Origin of the sequence: Micromonospora trifolii, assembly GCF_050516465.1 — a bacterium.
GTDB classification, from domain to species: Bacteria; Actinomycetota; Actinomycetes; order Mycobacteriales; family Micromonosporaceae; genus Micromonospora; species Micromonospora trifolii.
Map to the genome: position 1 here is coordinate 1,914,921 of NZ_CP191526.1, position 19,130 is coordinate 1,934,050.

The window sequence follows — 19,130 nt, forward strand, 5'->3', positions numbered from 1 at the left end:
GCCTGGCCGCATGGACAGAACAGAGACCCTGCTGACGGCACCCGCCGCACCCGAGCCGCCGACGGCCGCCCGCCCCGACGAGCATTCGCCGCCGACGCGCCGCTCGCCGGCCTGGGCCCGGCCCGCGCTGGCGATCCTGCTGCTCGCCACCGGCCTGCTCTACCTGTGGGGCCTGGGCGCGTCCGGCTGGGCGAACTCGTTCTACGCGGCGGCCGTGCAGGCCGGCTCGGTGAGCTGGAAGGCGTTCCTCTACGGCTCGTCGGACGCCGCGAACTCCATCACCGTCGACAAGACACCCGCGTCGCTGTGGCTGATGGCCCTGTCCGTGCGCGTCTTCGGGCTGAACAGCTGGGCGATGCTGGTGCCGCAGGCGCTCTGCGGGGTCGCCTCGGTCGGCGTGCTCCACGCGACGGTGAAGCGCTGGTACGGGCCGGCCGCCGGTCTGATCGCCGGCGCGGTCCTCGCGGTCACCCCGGTGGCGACGCTGATGTTCCGGTTCAACAACCCCGACGCGCTGCTGGTCCTGCTGCTGGTCGCCGGGGCGTACGCCACAGTGCGCGCGCTGGAGACGGCCAGCACCCGGTGGATCGTGCTGGTCGGTGTGCTGGTCGGCTTCGGCTTCCTCACCAAGATGTTGCAGGCGTTCCTGGTGGTGCCGGTCTTCGCCGGCGTCTACCTGCTGGCCGCGCCGACCGGGCTGTGGCGGCGGGTTCGGCAGCTGCTGCTGGCCGGGCTGGCGGTGGTGGTCTCCGCCGGCTGGTGGGTGGCGCTGGTCGAGCTGGTGCCGGCCAGCGCCCGCCCGTACATCGGCGGCTCGCAGAGCAACAGCATCCTGGAGTTGACCCTCGGCTACAACGGCCTCGGCCGGATCACCGGCGAGGAGGTCGGCAGCGTCGGCGGCGGTGGCGCGCGGCCGGGAGGCGGTGGCGGACCGTTCTCCGGGCAGAACGGCGTGCTGCGGATGTTCGGCGGCGAGATCGGTGGTCAGGTCTCCTGGCTGCTGCCGGCCGCGCTGATCCTGCTGGTGGTCGGCCTGCTGCTGGCCGGAAGAGCGGCCCGCACCGACTGCACCCGGGCCGGGCTGCTGCTCTGGGGAGGCTGGCTGCTGGTCACCGGTCTGATCTTCAGCTTCATGTCCGGGATCTTCCACGCCTACTACACGGTGGCGCTCGCACCGGCGATCGGCGCGCTGGTCGGCATCGGCGTGACGCTGCTCTGGGGACAACGCCGACTGCTGCCCGCGCCTGGAATTGTCCAACCTGGAACGTCGGCGGCCGTGCCGGCTGCCGCTCCGGTCGCCGGGACACCAGCCGGCGACCCGCTCCCCGCGTCCGCGTCCGCCGAAGCTGCCGGGCCGCGCTGGCAGCGGTGGCGTCCGCTGGCCGCCACGGCGACGCTCGCCGGCACTCTCGCGGTCACCGTCTGGTGGGCCTGGGTGCTGCTCGGACGCAGCCCCGACTGGTACCCGTGGCTGCGGACGACGGTGCTCGTCGCCGGCCTGGTCGGTGCGATGCTGCTCCTGCTCGTCACCCGACTGCCCCGCCGGTTGGTGCCGGTGGTGCTGGGCCTCGGCGCGGCGGCCGCCCTCGCCGGCCCGGTGGCGTACGCGGTGCAGACCGCCGCGACCCCGCACACCGGGTCGATCCCGAGCGCCGGCCCGTTCGTGGCGGGCGGGTTCGGCCGGGGCGGTTTCCCCGGCGGACGACCGCCCGGCGGCATGGAGATGCCGGCCGGCGGCCAGTTCCCCGGTGGCGGCCAGTTCCCGGGCGGGGGCCAGAACGGTGGCGGCCAGTTGCCCGGCGGCTTCCCCGGTGGGGGCCAGTTCCCGGGCGGGGGCCAGAACGGTGGCGGCCAGAACGGCGGTCAGCTGCCGGGCTTGCCCGGCGATGGTCGCAACGGCGTGCCCGGTGCCACCGGCGGCCAGGGGCGCCCGGCCGGTGGGGGAATGGGCGGGCTGCTCGACGCCAGTGAGCCCAGCGCCGCGCTACGCGAGCTGCTGGAGCACGACAGCGCCGACTACACCTGGGTGGCGGCGACCATCGGCTCGAACAACGCGTCCGGCTATCAGCTTGCCACCGGCGAACCGGTGATGCCGATCGGCGGGTTCAACGGCAGCGACCCGTCACCGACCCTCGCGCAGTTCCAGCGGTACGTGGCCGACAAGAAGATCCACTACTTCGTCGGCGGCGGTGGCTTCCGGGCCAACGGCGGCAGCTCGGCCTCCCAGGAGATCGCCGCCTGGGTCGCGGAGACGTTCACGGCGCAGACCGTCGACGGGGTCACCGTCTATGACCTCAGCGCCGGTACGGAGGCGTCGTGACCGCGCTGGGCGGACCACGGGCCGCCGTCCAGGCCCGACCCACCGCCGCCGTGCTGGACGTGGTGATCCCGGTCTACAACGAGGAGGTCGACCTCGGGCCGTGCGTACGGCGGCTGCACGCCCACCTGTGCGCGAACTTCCCGTACCCGTTCCAGATCACCATCGCCGACAACGCCAGCGTCGACGACACCCTGAAGGTGGCCGACGGCCTCGCCGGTGAGTTGCCCGGCGTCGAGGTGCTGCACCTGGACGCCAAGGGGCGGGGGAGGGCGCTCTCCGCCGCCTGGTCGGCGTCGTCCGCGCCGGTGCTGGCGTACATGGACGTGGACCTCTCCACCGACCTGGCGGCGTTGCTGCCACTGGTCGCGCCGCTCATCTCCGGCCACTCCGACCTGGCGATCGGCACCCGGCTGGCGCGTACCTCCCGGGTGGTGCGCGGCGCCAAGCGGGAGGTGATCTCGCGGGCCTACAACCTGCTGCTGCGCGGGGCGTTGGCGGCGCGGTTCTCCGACGCGCAGTGCGGGTTCAAGGCGATCCGCGCCGACGTGGCCGCGGAGCTGCTGCCATTGGTACGGGACACCGGCTGGTTCTTCGACACCGAGCTGCTGGTGCTGGCCCAGCGGGCCGGGCTACGCATCCACGAGGTGCCGGTGGACTGGGTCGACGACCCGGACAGTCGTGTCGACATCGTCGCCACCGCCCTGGCCGACCTGCGTGGTGTGGGCCGGCTGGGTCGGGCGCTGCTGACCGGCGCGCTGCCCCTGGCCGACCTGCGCGCACAGCTCGGCCGGGCGCCGCTCACCGCGCCGCGTGCCCAGTCGGGCGGGACGCCGCTCACCGCGCTGCGGGCGCAGCCGGGCGGGACGCCGCTGACCGGGCCGCGTGCTCAGCCCGGCCAGGCGCTGCCGGGGCAGGTGCCGGTCGGGTTGCCCCGGCAGCTGGTCCGGTTCGCGGCGGTCGGGGTGGCGAGCACGCTCGCGTACCTGCTGCTGTTCGTGGCCACCCGGGGCATCCTCGGCGCGCAGCCGGCGAACCTGCTGGCGCTGCTGGTGACCGCGGTGGCGAACACGGCCGCGAACCGGCGGCTGACGTTCGGCATCAGCGGACGTCGGCACGCCGCCCGGCACCACGCGCAGGGGTTGCTGGCCTTCGCCCTCGGTCTGGCTTTGACGAGTGGCGCGTTGGCCGTGCTGCACGTCGTCTCCGCCGTACCGGCCCGGCCGGTGGAGCTGGCCGTGCTGGTGGCCGCGAACCTGGCCGCCACCGTGCTGCGGTTCGTGCTGCTGCGACTGGGCATGCACCATCGGCGCACCTGAGCCACCGACCGGTCAGCCGACCAGCATTTCGGTGAGGACCTCGACGACGCGGCGGGTGTGCCGCCCGTCGGGGTCCTTGTCGGTGTTCAGGTCGGTCACGCTCATCCCGAGCAGCCGGTCGGCGCGGGCCAACGGCGTGACCAGCGCGATCAGGTCGGCCCAGCGCGGACCGTCCGGCTCGGGGTAGGTCACCGCGGGCAGGTCGCGCGGGTCCACCACGTCCAGGTCGAGGTGCAGCCAGGCCGGTCCGTCGCCGTCGGCGGCCAGGCCCGCGCCGACCGTCGCCGCGCCCCGGCGCAGCAACTCGGGTGCGTTGACCTGGTGGATCGCCGGGTCGATCCGGGCCGCCTCGACCCGGCTGCTCTCGTCGGTGGCCGGGCGGTGCCCGAGCAGGTGGACGCGGTTCGGCTCGATCAGCGCGCCGTCGGGGCCGACGGCGGCGGCGGGGCCGTTCCCGGTGACCACCGAGAGGTCCATGTCGGCGGCCTCACCGGTCGGCGAGGTCGTGCCGTCGAGGAAGTCCGGGTGGGCGTCGACGAACCACAGGTCGGTCGCCGGGGGCAGGGCCCGGCAGATGCCGGGCAGGATCGCGCAGTCGCCGCCGAGCACCAGTGGTCGGTGGCCGTCCGCGATCAGCGCGCCGATCCGCGCGGCGATGGCGCCGCCGGCCCGGACCAGGCCCGCCGCGCCGATCACACCGCTGGCCGGGTCGCGGTTCGCGTCGCGCAACCACGCCTCGTCGATCCGCCCGTCGTCGTCGGCGGTCAGGACCTCGCGCAGGCCGGCCCGGCGCAGCGCGGCCGGGGCCCGCTCCTCGCCGCGCCCTGCGCCGGAGGAGTCCAGCGGCGCGTCCACGATCATCCAGCGCACGTCCGCAGCGTACCGGCGCGGCCGGCCGTCCCGGCCGCATTCTGTGGTGAGGCTGGGAGTACGCCCATGTGCCCGCGACGGCGAGGACGACCGGCGTACGGTGAGGGACAAGTCCGGCTTTCTGGGTCAAAAGCCTCATCGGTGTACGCCTGGGACGCCGGTGTCGAGGCGGCGAGGGCAAGGAGCGATCGGTGGAACATCTGGCCTACCTGGACGCGGGGTCCGGCAGCCTGATCGTGCAGGCGGTCGTCGGCGGGGTGGCGGGCGCCGCGGTCGCCGCGAAACTCTACTGGCGACGGCTGGTCGACCGGTTCCGCCGGCAACCCACCGACCAGCGCTGAACGGGCCAGCCCCGACGATGGCGATCTCACCCACCGAGGTACGGCCCGAGCCGGCCTCCTTCCGCGACCCCGCCAACCGGGTCTTCCACGTCGGCAACGAGGTGCTGCGCGGGCTGGACCCCCAGGCCGCCGAGCACTGGCGGGCACTGACCGGCAGCGCGTTCTTCCCGGCGCTGGTCGCCGCGCGCAAGGTCTGCGCCACCGAGGACGCCCCGCCCACCCTGGTGCCCGCTGCGACCGGAACACCGTGGGCCGCCGTGCTGCGCCACGAGCGCATCCCCTTCGTCTCCCACCCGTACGAGTGGTCGTTCAGCATGCTGCGCGACGCCGCCCTGCTGCATCTGGAGATCCTGACCGCCGCACTCGGCGAGGGTTTCACCACCAAGGACGGCTCGGCGTACAACCTCCAGTGGCGCGGCGCCCAACCGGTCTTCATCGACATCGGCTCCTTCGAGCCGGTCCGCGACGGCGAGCCGTGGGCCGGCTACCGGCAGTTCTGCCAGACCGTGCTCTACCCGCTGATGCTCACCGCCCACCTGGGCGTCGACTTCCAACCGTGGCTGCGCGCCCGGGTCGACGGCATCGAGGCCGACGAGCTACGGCCACTCTTCAACGGGGCCCGCCGGCTGCGCCCCGGCGTGCTGACCCACCTGCACCTGCACGGGGCCATGCAGCAACGCAACGCCGCCGCCAGCACCACCGAGGTCCGCGCCCAACTGCGGGCCGCCGGCTTCTCCCGGGAGCTGCTGCTCGCCACCGTACGCGGCATCGAGAAACTGGTCCGCAAGCTGGACCGCCGCCCGCCCGAGAGCCACTGGTCGGACTACCAACGCACCTGCGGCTACTCGGCCCGCGACCGGGTGGCGAAGGAGCAGTTCGTGGCCACCTCGGTGGCCGCCGGCACCCGTCCCCGCCTGGTGCTCGACCTCGGCGCCAACGACGGCCGGTACTCCCGGCTGGCGGCCGGGCACGCCGACTACGTGGTCGCCGTCGAGCAGGACCCGGCAGTCGTCGACGAGCTGTACCGACAGCTGCGCTCCGAGGGGCAGCGACGCATCCTGCCGCTCGTGCTGGACCTGGCCGACCCCTCGCCGGGTGGCGGCTGGCGGGGCGTCGAGCGGGCCGGTTTCGCCGAACGGGCGTCCGCCGACGTGGTACTCGCCCTGGCCGTGGTGCACCACCTGGCGATCGGGCGCAACGTGCCGCTGCCGGAGGTCATCGACTGGCTGGCCGGGCTGACCGCGCCGGGCGGCGCGGTGGTGGTGGAGTTCGTCCACCCGGAGGACCCGATGGCGACCCGGCTGCTGGCCAACAAGCCCGCCGGGCTCTTCTCGGACTACCGACGCGACACCTTCGAGACGTTGCTCGCCGCCCGAGGCCGGATCACCGACCGGCTGGAACTGCCCTCGGGCACCCGCACGCTCTACCGGACGGTGATGGGTGGCTGAACCGGCCTCCGTCGACCCGCCGGCCCCGCACCACCGGCCGCCCCCGACCACCGGACGGTGGGACCGGGGCTGGCGAGGTGAGCTGGGCCGGCTGCTGGAGATCGTCGCGCTGGTCGGCCTCGTGGTCACCCAGCCACTGCTGGACGTGCTCGGCCGCAGCCCCGACTTCTTCCTCTTCCACCGCGCAGACCCGGCCCAGATCCTGCTGCTGCTCGCCCTGGTGACGGTGCTCCCCACTGTCGCGGTGGCGATGCTCGGGGCGCTCAGCCGACTGGCCGGCCGGACCGCCCGCGCCCTCACCCACACCGCGCTGGTCGGGCTGCTGGTCGCCGCCCTCGCCGTGCAGGTGGGCCGACACGTCACGCCACTTCGGGGCGTACCGCTGCTGCTGGTGGCCGTGCTGGCCGGAGCCGCCGGCGCGGCCGCGCACCGGCGGTGGCGGGCGCCGGGCCGTGTGCTGCGACTGGCCGCCGCCGGCCCGGTGGCCTTCGTGGCGCTCTTCCTGCTCGCCTCACCCACCTCGGCGGTGGTCCTACCGCGCGGCGACGGCGGCGCGGCCGGCACCGCGCAGGGCTCGGCCGTGCACCCGCCGGTGGTCATGCTGATCCTCGACGAGCTGCCGCTGGTGAGCCTGCTCGGCGCGGACGGGAAGATCGACGCCGGGAGGTACCCGCACTTCGCCGAGCTGGCCGGCGGCTCCACCTGGTACCGCAACTCCACCGGGGTCAGCGGGTGGACGCCCAACGCGCTGCCGGCGATGCTCACCGGCCGCTACCCGGCCAAGCCGGTCGCCCCGCACTACTCGCAGTACCCGGACAACATCTTCACCGCCTTCGGTGGCCTGTACGACATCCGCGCCGAGGAGAGCATCACCCGGCTCTGCCCACCCAGCCGCTGCGAGCAGCCGGTCACCCCGGAGCAGGGGCTCGGCGTGCTGGTCCGGGAGACCGGCAAGCTGCTCGGCCGGGTCGCCGGGCCGACGGAGAGCGCTGTCGACCCGGAAGACTCCTACCGCGAGCAGACCCGCGCCGAGGCCGGCCTGGACGCCGCCGAACCGGTGCCGGCCGACCCGAAGTTCCGCTGGGACAGCCTGGACGACAACCAACCGGCCCGGTTCACCAGCTTCCTGGCCGGGCTGAAGCCGACCACCCGGCCCACCCTGCACTTCCTGCACCTGCTGATGCCGCACTCACCGTGGGCGTACCTGCCGTCCGGGGCACGATACGACGCCCCCGAGGACCTGCCCAACGACGGCGCCGGGTGGGTCGACCTGGCCCGGCAACGGCACCTCGCCCAGCTCGGCTACACCGACCGGCTGATCGGCGAGACGCTGCGGACGCTGCGCGCCAACGGCCTCTACGACCAGGCCCTCGTCGTGGTGACCGCCGACCACGGCGTCAGCTTCCGCCCCGGCGCGCAGGGCCGGGGCATGGACGCCATCAAGGCCGCCGCCGGCGAGGTCGCCTGGGTGCCGACGTTCGTCAAGGAACCCCGGCAGCAGACCGGCCGGGTGGACGACCGCAACTGGGAACACGTCGACCTGCTGCCGACAGTGGCCGACGAGGCCGGCGTCCGGTTGCCCTGGCGGGTCGACGGGCGCTCCGCCCGGCAGGCCCCCCGCACCGACGGTACGAAGCACTTCTACGACCGCCCTGGCGAGCCGGTCACCTTCCCCGGTGGCGTGCCCGCCCCGCCACCCCTGCCGACACCCCACCCCCTGGTCGGCACCGAGGTCCGCGCCGGCCCCGCCGCCGGCAGCGCCCGAGTCGCCGACCTGGCCGCGTTCACCGCCGCGGACCCGGACACCGGCACCCTTCCGGCGCTCGTCTGGGGAGACGTCCCGGACCGGATCCCGGACGGCACCCTCCTCGCCGTCGCCGTCAACGGCCGCATCGGGGCCGTCGTCCCGGTGGTGCCGGCCGACCCCGGCGGACGCCGCTTCGCCGCGCTACTCGCCGACGACAAGCTGTTCCACGCCGGCACCAACCAGCTCGACGTCTTCCAGGTCGCGACGGACGGTACGCTGCGACGCCTCACCCTCTCCTGACCTGGCTTCCGGGTTCGGTCCGGTCCGGTCCCGTCTGGCGGGATGCCGGGTTTCCCGGCCGCACGGTCGGGAATCGGGTGACGCATACCTCACCGCCGAACCACGGCGGGCGTTGTCCCCCGAGCCGCAATTACGGTAGAAGCGAAGGCAATTCAACGTAGATCTGCCGGCGAAGCGAGGAACCACATGACGGAAGTCAAGCTCGATCACCCCGGTGGGCAGCTGTCGATGCCGGTGCATCCTGCGGTCGAGGGCCCCGCCGGTATCGGGGTGAGCAAGCTGCTGAAGGAAACCGGGATGACCACGTACGACCCCGGTTTCGTCAACACCGCCGCTGCCTCATCCGCGATCACCTACATCGACGGCGACGCGGGCATCCTGCGTTACCGGGGGTACCCGATCGAGCAGCTGGCCGAAAAGTCCTCCTTCCTGGAGGTCTCCTACCTGCTCATCTACGGTGAGCTGCCGACCGAGCAGCAGCTGACCGAGTTCACCGAGTGGATTCGGCGGCACTCGCTGCTGCACGAGGAGATGCGCCGCTTCTTCGACGGCTTCCCCCGGGACGCCCACCCGATGGCGGTGCTCTCGTCCGCGGTGAGCGCCCTGTCCACCTTCTACCAGGACAGCCTGGACCCGTTCGACTCCGAGCACGTGGAGATCTCCACGGTCCGGCTGATGGCGAAGGTCCCCACCATCGCCTCGTACGCGTACAAGAAGTCCATCGGTCAGCCGCTGCTGTACCCGGACAACTCGCTCGGGTACGTGGACAACCTGCTGCGGATGACGTTCGGCGTGCCGGCGGAGCCGTACGAGGTCGACCCGGTCATGTCGAAGGTGCTGGACATGCTCTTCGTCCTGCACGCCGACCACGAGCAGAACTGCTCCACGTCGACCGTCCGCCTGGTCGGCTCCAGCAACGCCAACCTGTTCGCCTCGGTCTCGGCCGGCGTGAACGCGCTGTTCGGCCCGCTGCACGGTGGCGCCAACCAGGCGGTGCTGGAGATGCTCCAGCAGATCCACGCCGGCGACGGCGACGTCCGGTCCTTCGTCCGCAAGGTCAAGGACAAGCAGGACGGCGTCAAGCTGATGGGCTTCGGCCACCGGGTCTACAAGAACTACGACCCGCGGGCGGCGATCGTCAAGAAGGCCGCGCAGGACGTGCTGGGCCGGATGGCCAAGCCCGACCCGCTGCTGGACATCGCCATGGAGTTGGAGGAGATCGCCCTCGCCGACGACTTCTTCGTCTCCCGTCGGCTCTACCCGAACGTGGACTTCTACACCGGCCTGATCTACAAGGCCATGGGTTTCCCGACCAAGATGTTCACCGTGCTCTTCGCGCTCGGCCGGCTCCCCGGCTGGATCGCCCAGTGGCGCGAGATGATCAGCGACCCGGAGACCAAGATCGGCCGTCCCCGGCAGGTCTACGTCGGCTCCGCCGAGCGGGACTACGTCCCCTTCGGCGAGCGCTGACCCGCTCCTCGCTTCACCAGCAGGCCGTCGACCCCTCCGGGTCGGCGGCCTGCCGCGTTCGGGGCCGGCTCCCCGCTTGATCGACTCGGGTTCCTTGAATGCGCGGTGTCCGTCGTTCCGGGACGCCCCGACTTTCAGGAAGCCGAGTCGATCACGCGCGGGGTGATGCCGGGGCAGGCCCCGGGCCCTGGGGCGGCCGGCCCCGAGCCCCGGGCCGTCCCGGGCGGCGGGTGATCGCCGACGGGGCGGCCGGTCAGAAGGCGGAGATGTTCCGGGCTCGCTCGCTGCGGCTCAGCGCGCTGATCAACGCGGACTGGCCGTTGCGACGCACGGCCAGTCGGACCAGCAGGTCGCGTACGGGGTCGAAGACCTCCGCCGGGAACTCCGGCGTGGGTACGCCGACGCTCACCGCGAGGTCGTCGGAGTGGACCACGACCTCCAGCTGACGGGTGAGCAGGAACTCGCTGCGCGGGAGGGCCCAGCCCTGCCACGGGATCGGCACGACCTCACGGGCGGCACCCCGGGAGAGCAGGTCGCCGACCTCTTTCAGCGCCTGAGCGGACCGGGCGTGCAGGTCGGCCGGCCCGCGTACGGCGTCGGCCTCGTCGGGGCCGGAGGCGACCGAGTCCTTGTCCGGGGAACCCTCGGTGACCCAGGCGGCCCGCTCGTAGTGGTTGTCGGCCGACTCCAGGGTGGGCAGGTCGCTCGGGGTCGGCAGCAGCTCCGCGGCGCGGACCGCCTGACGTCCCAGGTGGCACGCCAGGCCACCCACCGACAAATGCGGCAGGGCGCTCGGGCTCGACCACTGCTCGGTCACCTCGGGGCGTCGGATCAGGTCCAGCGCGATCGAGGCGGCGATCGGAAAGGTGACATCCAGGGCGTCCACAGGGCGAGACATTCGCACATTCTGGCAGGCCCGACCGACATCGCCGAGCTGCGCGGCCCCGGCCCGACGGCCCTTCGGTCAGACGCCCGACGGCCCGACGGCCCGACGGCCCGACGGCCCGACGGCCCGACGGCCCGACACTCGGCGGCGCGGCCGGCGCCCAGCGTCGAGCTACCCGGTTGGCGCCCCGGCGCACCGCGCCCCGGCGGCGTAGCCCGGCGGCCCAGCGCTGAGCTGTGCGCTGCGCTCCTCACGTCATGATCGACTCGGCTTTCCGGAAGTCGGGGCGTCCCGAGCCACGGGACACCCCGATTTCAAGAAAGCCGAGTCGATCAACCGCAAGTCGGGGCATCCCCAGCACCGGGAGACCCGGACTTCAAGAAAGCCGAGTCGATCAACCCCGCCGGGCCAAAGCCCGAGCCAGGCCCGAGCCCGAGCCAGGCCCGAGCCCGAGCCAGGCCCGAGTCCGGGCCGAGCCGGAATCGGGCCCGGACGGCGAGGGTCAGCGCAGGCCGGCGGCGGCGAGCAGGTTGCCCTCGGGGAGCGCCGGGAGGGCGCGGCCCTGCGACATCCGCTGCTCGGCGCGCTCGGCGGTGAACGCGGCGTCGTGGTGGATGGCGGCGGCGTAGCTGGCGGCGGTGTGCTGGGCGATGGCGGCCCAGCCGTACTGGTCGTGGACCATCCGGCGGGCGCGGCGGGCCATGACGCGGGAACGGTCGGCGTCCGACAGCAGCGCGTCCACGGCGTCGGTCAGGCTGTCCGGGTCCTGCGGGCGGAAGGTCATCCCGGTGACGCCCGGTTCGACGATCTCGCCGAGGCCACCGGTGGCGGCGACGGCCAGGGGAGCACCGGCCGCGGCGCCTTCCAGGGCCACCATGCCGAACGGCTCGTAGATGCTCGGCACGGCGAAGCAGTCGGACGCGGCCATCAGCGCCGGCAGGTCGGTGCCGCCCAGGAAGCCCGGCATGGTGACCATGCCGCCGAGGCCGCGGCGGTGCACCTCGGCTTCCAGTTCGGCGCGGTACGGGCCGTCGCCGGCGATCACGGCACGCAGCCCGGGGTGCCGCTCGCGCAGCCGGGGGAGTGCGGCGATGAGGTGCTGCACGCCCTTCTCGTACACCAGGCGGCCGGCGAAGGTGACCAGCGGGCCGTTCCCGGCGAAGCGGGCGCGGGCGGCGGCCACGGCACGCGCGGGCACCCGCCAGCGGTGCGGCTCCACGCCGTTGGCGACCACGTCGACCCGCCCGGCCGGTACGCCGAAGAGCGCGTTCACCTCGTCGCGCATGTACCCGGAGCAGACGATCAGCCGGTTGGACTCGCTGCTGAGCCACTGCTCGACGCCGTGGATGGTGCGGTTCATCTCCTCCGGCAGCCAGCCCTGGTGACGACCGGCCTCGGTGGCGTGGATCGTGCTGACCAGCGGGATGTCCAGGTGGTCGCGCAACGTCATCGCGGTGTGCGCGACGAGCCAGTCGTGGGCGTGGATGACGTCGTAGGAGCCGGCCTGGGTGGCGCGCAGCGCGGTGCGGGTGAGGGTGTGGTTGAAGGCCATCGTCCAGGCCAGCAGCGAACCGGTGGCGAGGGGGAAGGCCACCGGGTCCTCGGGTGCGCGCAGGATGCGCACGCCGTCGGCGTACTCCTCCAGGGGTGCGCCCTCGGAGTGGCGGGTGACGACGGTGACCTCGTGGCCGGCGGCGGCGAGGGCGACGGAGAGGGCGTGCACGTGTCGGCCGAGACCGCCGACGAGCACCGGCGGGTACTCCCAGGACAGCATGAGGATGCGGCGGGTCTGCGGGGGCACCCCGGTGCCGGACTGCGCCGGCACTGGCGTGCCGGGCTGCGCGGTGGGACCGGACGGCGCGGGGGGCCGGGAGGTCAGGGTGGGCCGGTGGGCCCGGTCCTTGGTGGCAGCGAGCTGCTCGTCGACCCGCAGGGTCGTCACATCAATCTCCGTCCATGCATGGTGGTGCGCGCCGGCATCAGTGGCGGCGGAGCGAGAGGTGTAAGGGGTGGCCGAGGGCCTGGCGGGACACGCGCGGACGCTTGCCCCTGAACAAGGAAAGTCCATCGGGCCCAAGAACGCACCTCGAAAAGGGTCATCGTGACGGAGGACACCCGAGTGGTGTAGCGCGCATCAGACAGGTGGTTTCCGGGCAGTGCTGCAAGGATGGATTGGCGCGACCGGGCCGGGGGCAATACCCGCGTGCGCGCGGGCGATCTCGGCCGGTGCGCACATAACCATGGTCTAAGGAGCGACATGCAGGTCTGGCCGGGCGAGCGGTACCCCCTGGGCGCCACCTACGACGGGATGGGCACCAACTTCGCCATTTTCTCCGAGGTGGCCGAGCGGATCGAGCTGTGCCTCTTCGACGAGTGGGACACCGGCGCGGAGCGCCGCGTCGAGCTGCGCGAGGTGGACGCCTACGTGTGGCACGCGTACCTGCCGGGCATCGAGCCGGGCCAGCGCTACGGCTACCGGGTGTACGGCCCGTACGACCCGGCGAACGGGCTGCGTTGCAACCCGCACAAGCTGCTGATCGACCCGTACGCCAAGGCCATCGACGGTGACGTGCAGTGGGACCCGGCGGTCTACGACTACGACCTGGACGAGCCGGAGCGCATGTCGGAGACCGACTCGGCGCCGTTCATGCCGAAGTCGGTGGTGGTCAACCCATACTTCGACTGGGGCAACGACAAGCCGCCGCGCACCCCTTACCACCACTCGGTGATCTACGAGGCGCACGTGCGCGGGCTGACCATGCGCCACCCGGACATCCCGGAGGAGCTGCGCGGCACGTACGCGGCCATCGCCTCCCCGCCGATGATCGACTATCTGACCCGGCTCGGGGTGACGGCGATCGAGCTGATGCCGGTGCACCAGTTCATCCACGACAACCGCCTCGTCGACCTGGGCCTGCGCAACTACTGGGGTTACAACACCATCGGCTTCTTCGCCCCGCACCACGGCTACTCCGCGCTGGGCCGGACCGGCCAGCAGGTACAGGAGTTCCGGGGCATGGTCAAAGCGCTGCACGCGGCCGGCATCGAGGTCATCCTCGACGTGGTCTACAACCACACCGCTGAGGGCAACCACCTCGGCCCGACGCTGAGCTTCAAGGGCGTGGACGCCCCGAGCTACTACCGGCTCAGCGAGGAGGACCGCCGCTACTTCGTCGACTACACCGGCACCGGCAACAGCCTCAACGTGCGCAGCCCGCACTCGCTGCAACTGATCATGGATTCGCTGCGGTACTGGGTGACCGAGATGCACGTCGACGGCTTCCGGTTCGACCTGGCGGCCACCCTGGCCCGCGAGTTCTACGAGGTGGACCGGCTCTCCACCTTCTTCGAGGTGGTGCAGCAGGACCCGGTGGTCAGCCAGGTGAAGCTCATCGCCGAACCGTGGGACGTCGGCCCCGGCGGCTACCAGGTGGGCAACTTCCCGCCGCTGTGGACGGAGTGGAACGGCAAGTACCGCGACACCGTGCGGGACTTCTGGCGCGGCGAGCCGGCCACCCTCGCCGAGTTCGCGTCAAGGATCTCCGGCTCCGCCGACCTCTACCAGGACGACGGCCGCCGACCGTTCCACAGCATCAACTTCGTCACCGTGCACGACGGGTTCACCCTCAACGACCTGGTGTCCTACAACGACAAGCACAACGAGGCCAACGGCGAGGAAAATCGCGACGGCGAGAGCCACAACCGGTCCTGGAACTGCGGGGTCGAGGGCGACACCGACGACGAGGCGGTGCTCGCCCTGCGGGCCAAGCAGCGGCGCAACTTCCTGGCCACCCTGATGCTGTCGCAGGGCGTGCCGATGATCGGCCACGGTGACGAGCTGGGCCGCACCCAGCACGGCAACAACAACGTCTACTGCCAGGACAGCGAGCTGGCCTGGGTCGACTGGAGCAACGTCGACGAGCAACTGCTGGAGTTCGTCCAGACGCTCACCGCGTTCCGCAAACGACACCAGGTGTTCCGGCGTCGCCGCTTCTTCACCGGTCTCCCGGTGAACGGGCGCGGCATCGACGAGCCGCTGCCCGACCTGGCCTGGCACACCCCGGACGGGCGGGAGATGACCGGCGAGGACTGGGGCAACGACTTCGGCCGCTCGGTGGCGCTCTTCGTCAACGGCGAGGGCATCCGCGAACGCGGCCAGTACGGCCAGAAGCACCATGACACCTCGTTCCTGCTCTGTTTCAACGCCCACGACGCGCCACTGGACTTCACCATGCCCGGCAGCGAGTACGGCCAGAAGTGGGAACGGGTGATCAGCACGGCCGAACCCGAGCCGGGCGACGCCACGGTGATCAGCGCGGGCGGCACCATCCGGGTGCCGGACCGCTCCCTCGTCGTGCTGGAGAGGACGATCTGACATGCCGGCCACCCCTCCCAAGGCCACCTACCGGATCCAAGTTCGTCCCGGCTTCGACCTGGACGCCACCGCCGCGATCGTCGACTACCTGGACGACCTCGGCGTCAGCCACCTCTACAGCGCCCCGCTGCTGACCGCCACCCCCGGCTCCCAGCACGGCTACGACGTGGTCGACCACCGGGCCGTCAACCCGGAGCTGGGCGGGGAGGCCGCCCGGCAGCGGCTGCTGGCCGCGCTACGCGACAAGCAACTCGGCCTGGTCGTCGACATCGTGCCCAACCACGCCGGCGTCGCTGTCCCGGCCGCCAACCCGGCCTGGTGGGACGTGCTGCGCCGGGGGCGCGACTCGGCGTACGCCGACTGGTTCGACATCGACTGGGACCGCGGCCGGCTGCTGCTGCCGGTGCTGGCCGACGACCCGGCCGCCCTCGACGACCTCAAGGTGGTCGACGGGGAGCTGCGCTACCACGAGCACCGTTTCCCGGTCGCCGACGGCACCGGCGACGGCAGCGCCGGGGAGGTGCACGACCGGCAGCACTACGAGCTGGTCTCCTGGCGGCGCGGTGACGCCGAGCTGACGTACCGCCGATTCTTTGCCATCGCGGGCCTGGCGGGTCTGCGCGTGGAGGACCCGGCGGTCTTCGCCGCCACCCACGAGCTGATCCTGCGCTGGGCCGCCGCCGGGGAGGTCGACGGCATCCGCGTCGACCACCCGGACGGCCTGCGCGACCCGGCCGGCTACCTGGCCCGGTTGCGGGCCGCCGCGCCCGACGCCTGGCTCGTGGTGGAGAAGATCCTGGAGTACGGCGAGGAGCTGCCGGACTGGCCGGTGGACGGCACCACCGGCTACGACGCCCTGGCCGCGGTCGGCGGGCTCTTCGTCGACACCGACGCCGAGGGCGACTTCACCGCGCTGGACAACCGCCTCACCGGGCAGCACACCTCCTGGGAGGACCTGACCCACGCCACGAAGCTGGCCGCCGCCACCCAACTGCTCGCCGCCGAGCTGACCCGGCTGGCCGCCCTCGCCCCCGAGGTGCCCACCGAGCAGGCCCGCGTGGCGCTCGCCGAGCTGGCCGCCGCGTTCGCCGTCTACCGGGGTTACCCGCCGCACGGCGCCCGGCACCTCGCCGCCGCCCGCTCCGAGGCCGGCCGCCGCCGCCCCGACCTGGCCGGTGCCCTGGACGCTGTCACCCGCCGACTGCGCAACCCCGACGACGAGTTGGCCCAACGGTTCCCGCAGCTCACCGGCGCGGTGATGGCCAAGGGCGTGGAGGACACCGCGTTCTACCGCTGGACCCGGTTCGTGGCGCTCAACGAGGTCGGCGACAACCCCGCCCACTTCGGGGTGCCGCCGGCGGAGTTCCACCGCTTCGCCGCCGCCCAACAGGTCCGCTGGCCCGCCAGCATGACCACCCTCTCCACCCACGACACCAAACGCGGCGAGGACGTCCGCGCCCGTCTCGCTGTGCTCAGCGAACTGCCGGGCCGCTGGGCCGAGCAGGTCAAGACCTGGATGGAGTACGCGCCGCTGCCCGACCCGGCCTTCGCCCACCTGCTCTGGCAGACCGCCGTCGGCGCGTGGCCGATCGAGCGGGAACGGCTGCACGCGTACGTCGAGAAGGCCGCGCGGGAGGCCGGGGCCTCGACCAGTTGGGCGGACCCCGACCCGGCCTTCGAGCAGGCCCTGCACGCCGTGGTCGACCTGATGTACGACGACCCTAGCCTGCACGACGAGCTGACCGAACTCGCCGCCGCGATCGCCCCGGCCGGCTGGTGCAACTCGCTCGGGCAGAAGCTGATCCAGCTCACCATGCCCGGGGTGCCGGACACCTACCAGGGCACCGAGCTGTGGGACAACTCCCTCGTCGACCCGGACAATCGCCGCCCGGTCGACTTCGACGTACGCCGAGAGCTGCTGGCACGCATCGACGGCGGCTGGCTTCCCCCGGTCGACACCGACGGGGCGGCGAAGCTGCTCGTCGTGTCGCGGACCCTGCGGCTGCGGCGGGCGCACCCGGAGCTGTTCACCACCTACCGACCGGTGCCCGCGCATGGGCCGGTGGGCCGGCACGTGGTGGCGTTCGACCGGGGTGGCGTGATCGCCGTGGCGACCCGGCTGCCGCTGGGCCTGGCACGTGCCGGTGGATGGTGTGACACAGCTCTGTCACTTCCTGTTCACGAGATGAAGGACCTGTTCACCGGCCGGGTCTACAGTGGCGGAGAGACGCCGCTGGACACTCTTCTGGCCGACTACCCCGTCGCTCTGCTGGCTCCTCCCACCGCTGCCGAGGAGGCCGTTTCATGACCGAATTCTCCGTCTGGGCACCGGACGCCACCCGGGTGCGGCTGCGCCTGGCCGGCGACGCCGACCACGAGATGCGCGCCGCCGCCGACGGCTGGTGGCGGGTCGAGGTGCCCGACGCCGGCCTCGACTACTCCTTTCTGCTGAACGACGACGAAACCCCACTGCCCGACCCCCGGTCACCGTGGCAGCCTGCGGGAGTGCACGGGCCGAGCCGCCGCTACGACCACGCCGAATTCGCGTGGTCCGACAGCGCGTGGACCGGCCGGCAACTGCCCGGCAGCATCCTCTACGAGCTGCACATCGGCACCTTCACCCCGGAAGGCACCTTCGACGCGGCCATCGACCGCCTCGACCACCTGGTGTCGCTGGGCGTCGACCTGATCGAGCTGCTCCCGGTCAACGCCTTCAACGGCGAACACAACTGGGGGTACGACGGCGTCTGCTGGTACGCCCCACACGAGCCCTACGGCGGGCCTGACGGCCTGAAACGGTTCGTCGACGCCGCCCACGCTCGCGGTCTGGGGGTGATCCTCGACGTTGTCTACAACCATTTCGGGCCCTCCGGGGCCTACGCGCCGCAGTTCGGGCCCTACCTCGCCGAGCAGAGCAACAGTTGGGGTCGCTCGATCAACCTGGACGGCCCGCACTCCGACGAGGTACGCCGCTACATCATCGACAGCGTGCTCATGTGGCTGCGCGACTACCACGTCGACGGCCTACGCCTCGACGCCGTTCACGCCCTGCACGACTCGCGGGCCGTTCCCATCCTGGAAGAGCTGGCCATCTGCGTGGAGTCGTTGTCGACGCACCTCGGACGGCCGCTGTCGCTCATTGCCGAATCCGACCTCAACGACCCGCGGGTCATCACCCCGCGCGAGGCGGGTGGCCTCGGGCTGCACGCGCAGTGGAACGACGACGCGCACCACGCGCTGCACACCTTGCTGACGGGGGAGCGGCAGGGGTACTACGGGGACTTCGGCTCCCTGGAGACGCTGTCTGACGTGCTGACGGGTGGGTTCTTCCACGCGGGGACCTGGTCGAGTTTTCGCAACCGGCACCATGGGCGGCCGGTTGATCCTCGGGTGCCGGGGCACCGGTTCGTGGCGTATCTCCAGAACCACGACCAGATCGGGAACCGGGCTACCGGGGACCGGATCTCGGCCTCTCTGTCGCCTTCGCTGCTCCGCGTTGGGGCTACGTTGCTGTTGACCGCGCCGTTCACTCCCATGTTGTTCATGGGGGAGGAGTGGGCGGCCTCTACGCCGTGGCAGTTCTTCACGTCGCACCCGGAGCCGGAGTTGGCCTCTGCGGTGCGGACCGGGCGGCGGCGGGAGTTTGCGTCGCACGGGTGGCCGGAGGGGGACGTGCCGGATCCGCAGGACCCGCAGACGTTCGCGCGGTCGCGGTTGGACTGGGCCGAGCTGGACAAGCCTGAGCATCGGGAAATGTTGGCTTTTTACCAGCGGTTGATTGGGCTGCGGCGGTCGCTGCCGGACCTGTCGGATCCTCGGTTGAACGCTGTCTCTGTTCAGCACGGGGACCAGTTTTTGGTGATGCGGCGGGGGGACACGCTTGTCGTGGCAAACCTGGCTGGGCGGGGGCAGGGGGTGTCGCTTCCTGGGGTGGCTCGGCGGGTGCTGCTGGCTACGGGGGAGGGCGTCACCGTCATGCGGGACCGGATCCAGTTGCCGGCTGAGACGGCGGCGATCGTGGCGCTGTGATGTCGACTGAGGATGACTGCGGATCGCG

At 72.2% G+C, this 19,130-nt stretch carries 12 protein-coding genes; 9 read left to right on the plus strand and 3 right to left on the minus strand.

Going from position 1 to position 19,130, the window contains the following annotated elements; all coding sequences use genetic code 11:
• Window positions 1-10 precede the first annotated feature (10 nt).
• On the plus strand, window positions 11-2,320 hold the full coding sequence (locus ACQRWP_RS08785; RefSeq protein WP_430501635.1) for an ArnT family glycosyltransferase: 2,310 nt from the start codon (window positions 11-13) through the stop codon (window positions 2,318-2,320).
• Window positions 2,317-3,636: a glycosyltransferase gene (locus tag ACQRWP_RS08790; protein WP_430501636.1), complete on the plus strand. Its 1,320-nt coding sequence runs from the start codon at window positions 2,317-2,319 to the stop codon at window positions 3,634-3,636. The genes ACQRWP_RS08785 and ACQRWP_RS08790 overlap by 4 nt, the downstream gene beginning before the upstream one ends.
• Window positions 3,637-3,648: 12 nt before the next feature.
• Here the strand turns inward: ACQRWP_RS08790 and ACQRWP_RS08795 are convergent, their stop codons facing one another.
• Window positions 3,649-4,497: an arginase family protein gene (locus ACQRWP_RS08795; protein WP_430503160.1), complete on the minus strand. Its 849-nt coding sequence runs from the start codon at window positions 4,495-4,497 to the stop codon at window positions 3,649-3,651.
• A gap of 200 nt (window positions 4,498-4,697) precedes the next feature.
• Here ACQRWP_RS08795 and ACQRWP_RS08800 point away from each other — a divergent pair, with 200 nt between their 5' ends.
• From ACQRWP_RS08800 to ACQRWP_RS08815, 4 genes are all read left to right on the plus strand, one after another.
• Entirely contained in the window at window positions 4,698-4,847 is a 150-nt protein-coding gene (locus ACQRWP_RS08800) for a hypothetical protein (protein ID WP_165947858.1), read from the plus strand.
• A gap of 17 nt (window positions 4,848-4,864) precedes the next feature.
• Complete coding sequence (locus ACQRWP_RS08805; protein ID WP_430501637.1) at window positions 4,865-6,295, plus strand: class I SAM-dependent methyltransferase; 1,431 nt, start codon at window positions 4,865-4,867, stop codon at window positions 6,293-6,295.
• Window positions 6,288-8,342: a sulfatase-like hydrolase/transferase gene (locus ACQRWP_RS08810; RefSeq protein WP_430501638.1), complete on the plus strand. Its 2,055-nt coding sequence runs from the start codon at window positions 6,288-6,290 to the stop codon at window positions 8,340-8,342. The genes ACQRWP_RS08805 and ACQRWP_RS08810 overlap by 8 nt, the downstream gene beginning before the upstream one ends.
• A 186-nt stretch (window positions 8,343-8,528) precedes the next feature.
• Window positions 8,529-9,812: a citrate synthase gene (locus ACQRWP_RS08815; RefSeq protein ID WP_091408199.1), complete on the plus strand. Its 1,284-nt coding sequence runs from the start codon at window positions 8,529-8,531 to the stop codon at window positions 9,810-9,812.
• Between the two features lie 253 nt (window positions 9,813-10,065).
• Here the strand turns inward: ACQRWP_RS08815 and ACQRWP_RS08820 are convergent, their stop codons facing one another.
• Window positions 10,066-10,710 (minus strand): maleylpyruvate isomerase N-terminal domain-containing protein, encoded by a 645-nt coding sequence (locus ACQRWP_RS08820; protein WP_430501639.1) that lies wholly within the window; start codon window positions 10,708-10,710, stop codon window positions 10,066-10,068.
• A gap of 490 nt (window positions 10,711-11,200) precedes the next feature.
• Window positions 11,201-12,640 carry a glycosyltransferase family 4 protein gene (locus ACQRWP_RS08825; protein WP_430501640.1) on the minus strand — a complete coding sequence of 480 codons (1,440 nt, stop codon included), beginning with the start codon at window positions 12,638-12,640 and terminating at the stop codon, window positions 11,201-11,203.
• 315 nt (window positions 12,641-12,955) lie between these two features.
• Here ACQRWP_RS08825 and glgX point away from each other — a divergent pair, with 315 nt between their 5' ends.
• From glgX to treZ, 3 genes are read left to right on the plus strand one after another with little or no spacing between them, the layout of a single operon-like run.
• Window positions 12,956-15,073, plus strand: coding sequence for a glycogen debranching protein GlgX (gene glgX / locus ACQRWP_RS08830; RefSeq protein WP_430501642.1), 2,118 nt, complete (start codon window positions 12,956-12,958; stop codon window positions 15,071-15,073).
• 1 nt (window position 15,074) lies between these two features.
• On the plus strand, window positions 15,075-17,381 hold the full coding sequence (gene treY / locus ACQRWP_RS08835) for a malto-oligosyltrehalose synthase (protein WP_430501643.1): 2,307 nt from the start codon (window positions 15,075-15,077) through the stop codon (window positions 17,379-17,381).
• Window positions 17,378-19,102 carry a malto-oligosyltrehalose trehalohydrolase gene (treZ, locus tag ACQRWP_RS08840; RefSeq protein ID WP_430501645.1) on the plus strand — a complete coding sequence of 575 codons (1,725 nt, stop codon included), beginning with the start codon at window positions 17,378-17,380 and terminating at the stop codon, window positions 19,100-19,102. The genes treY and treZ overlap by 4 nt, the downstream gene beginning before the upstream one ends.
• Window positions 19,103-19,130: the final 28 nt, after the last annotated feature.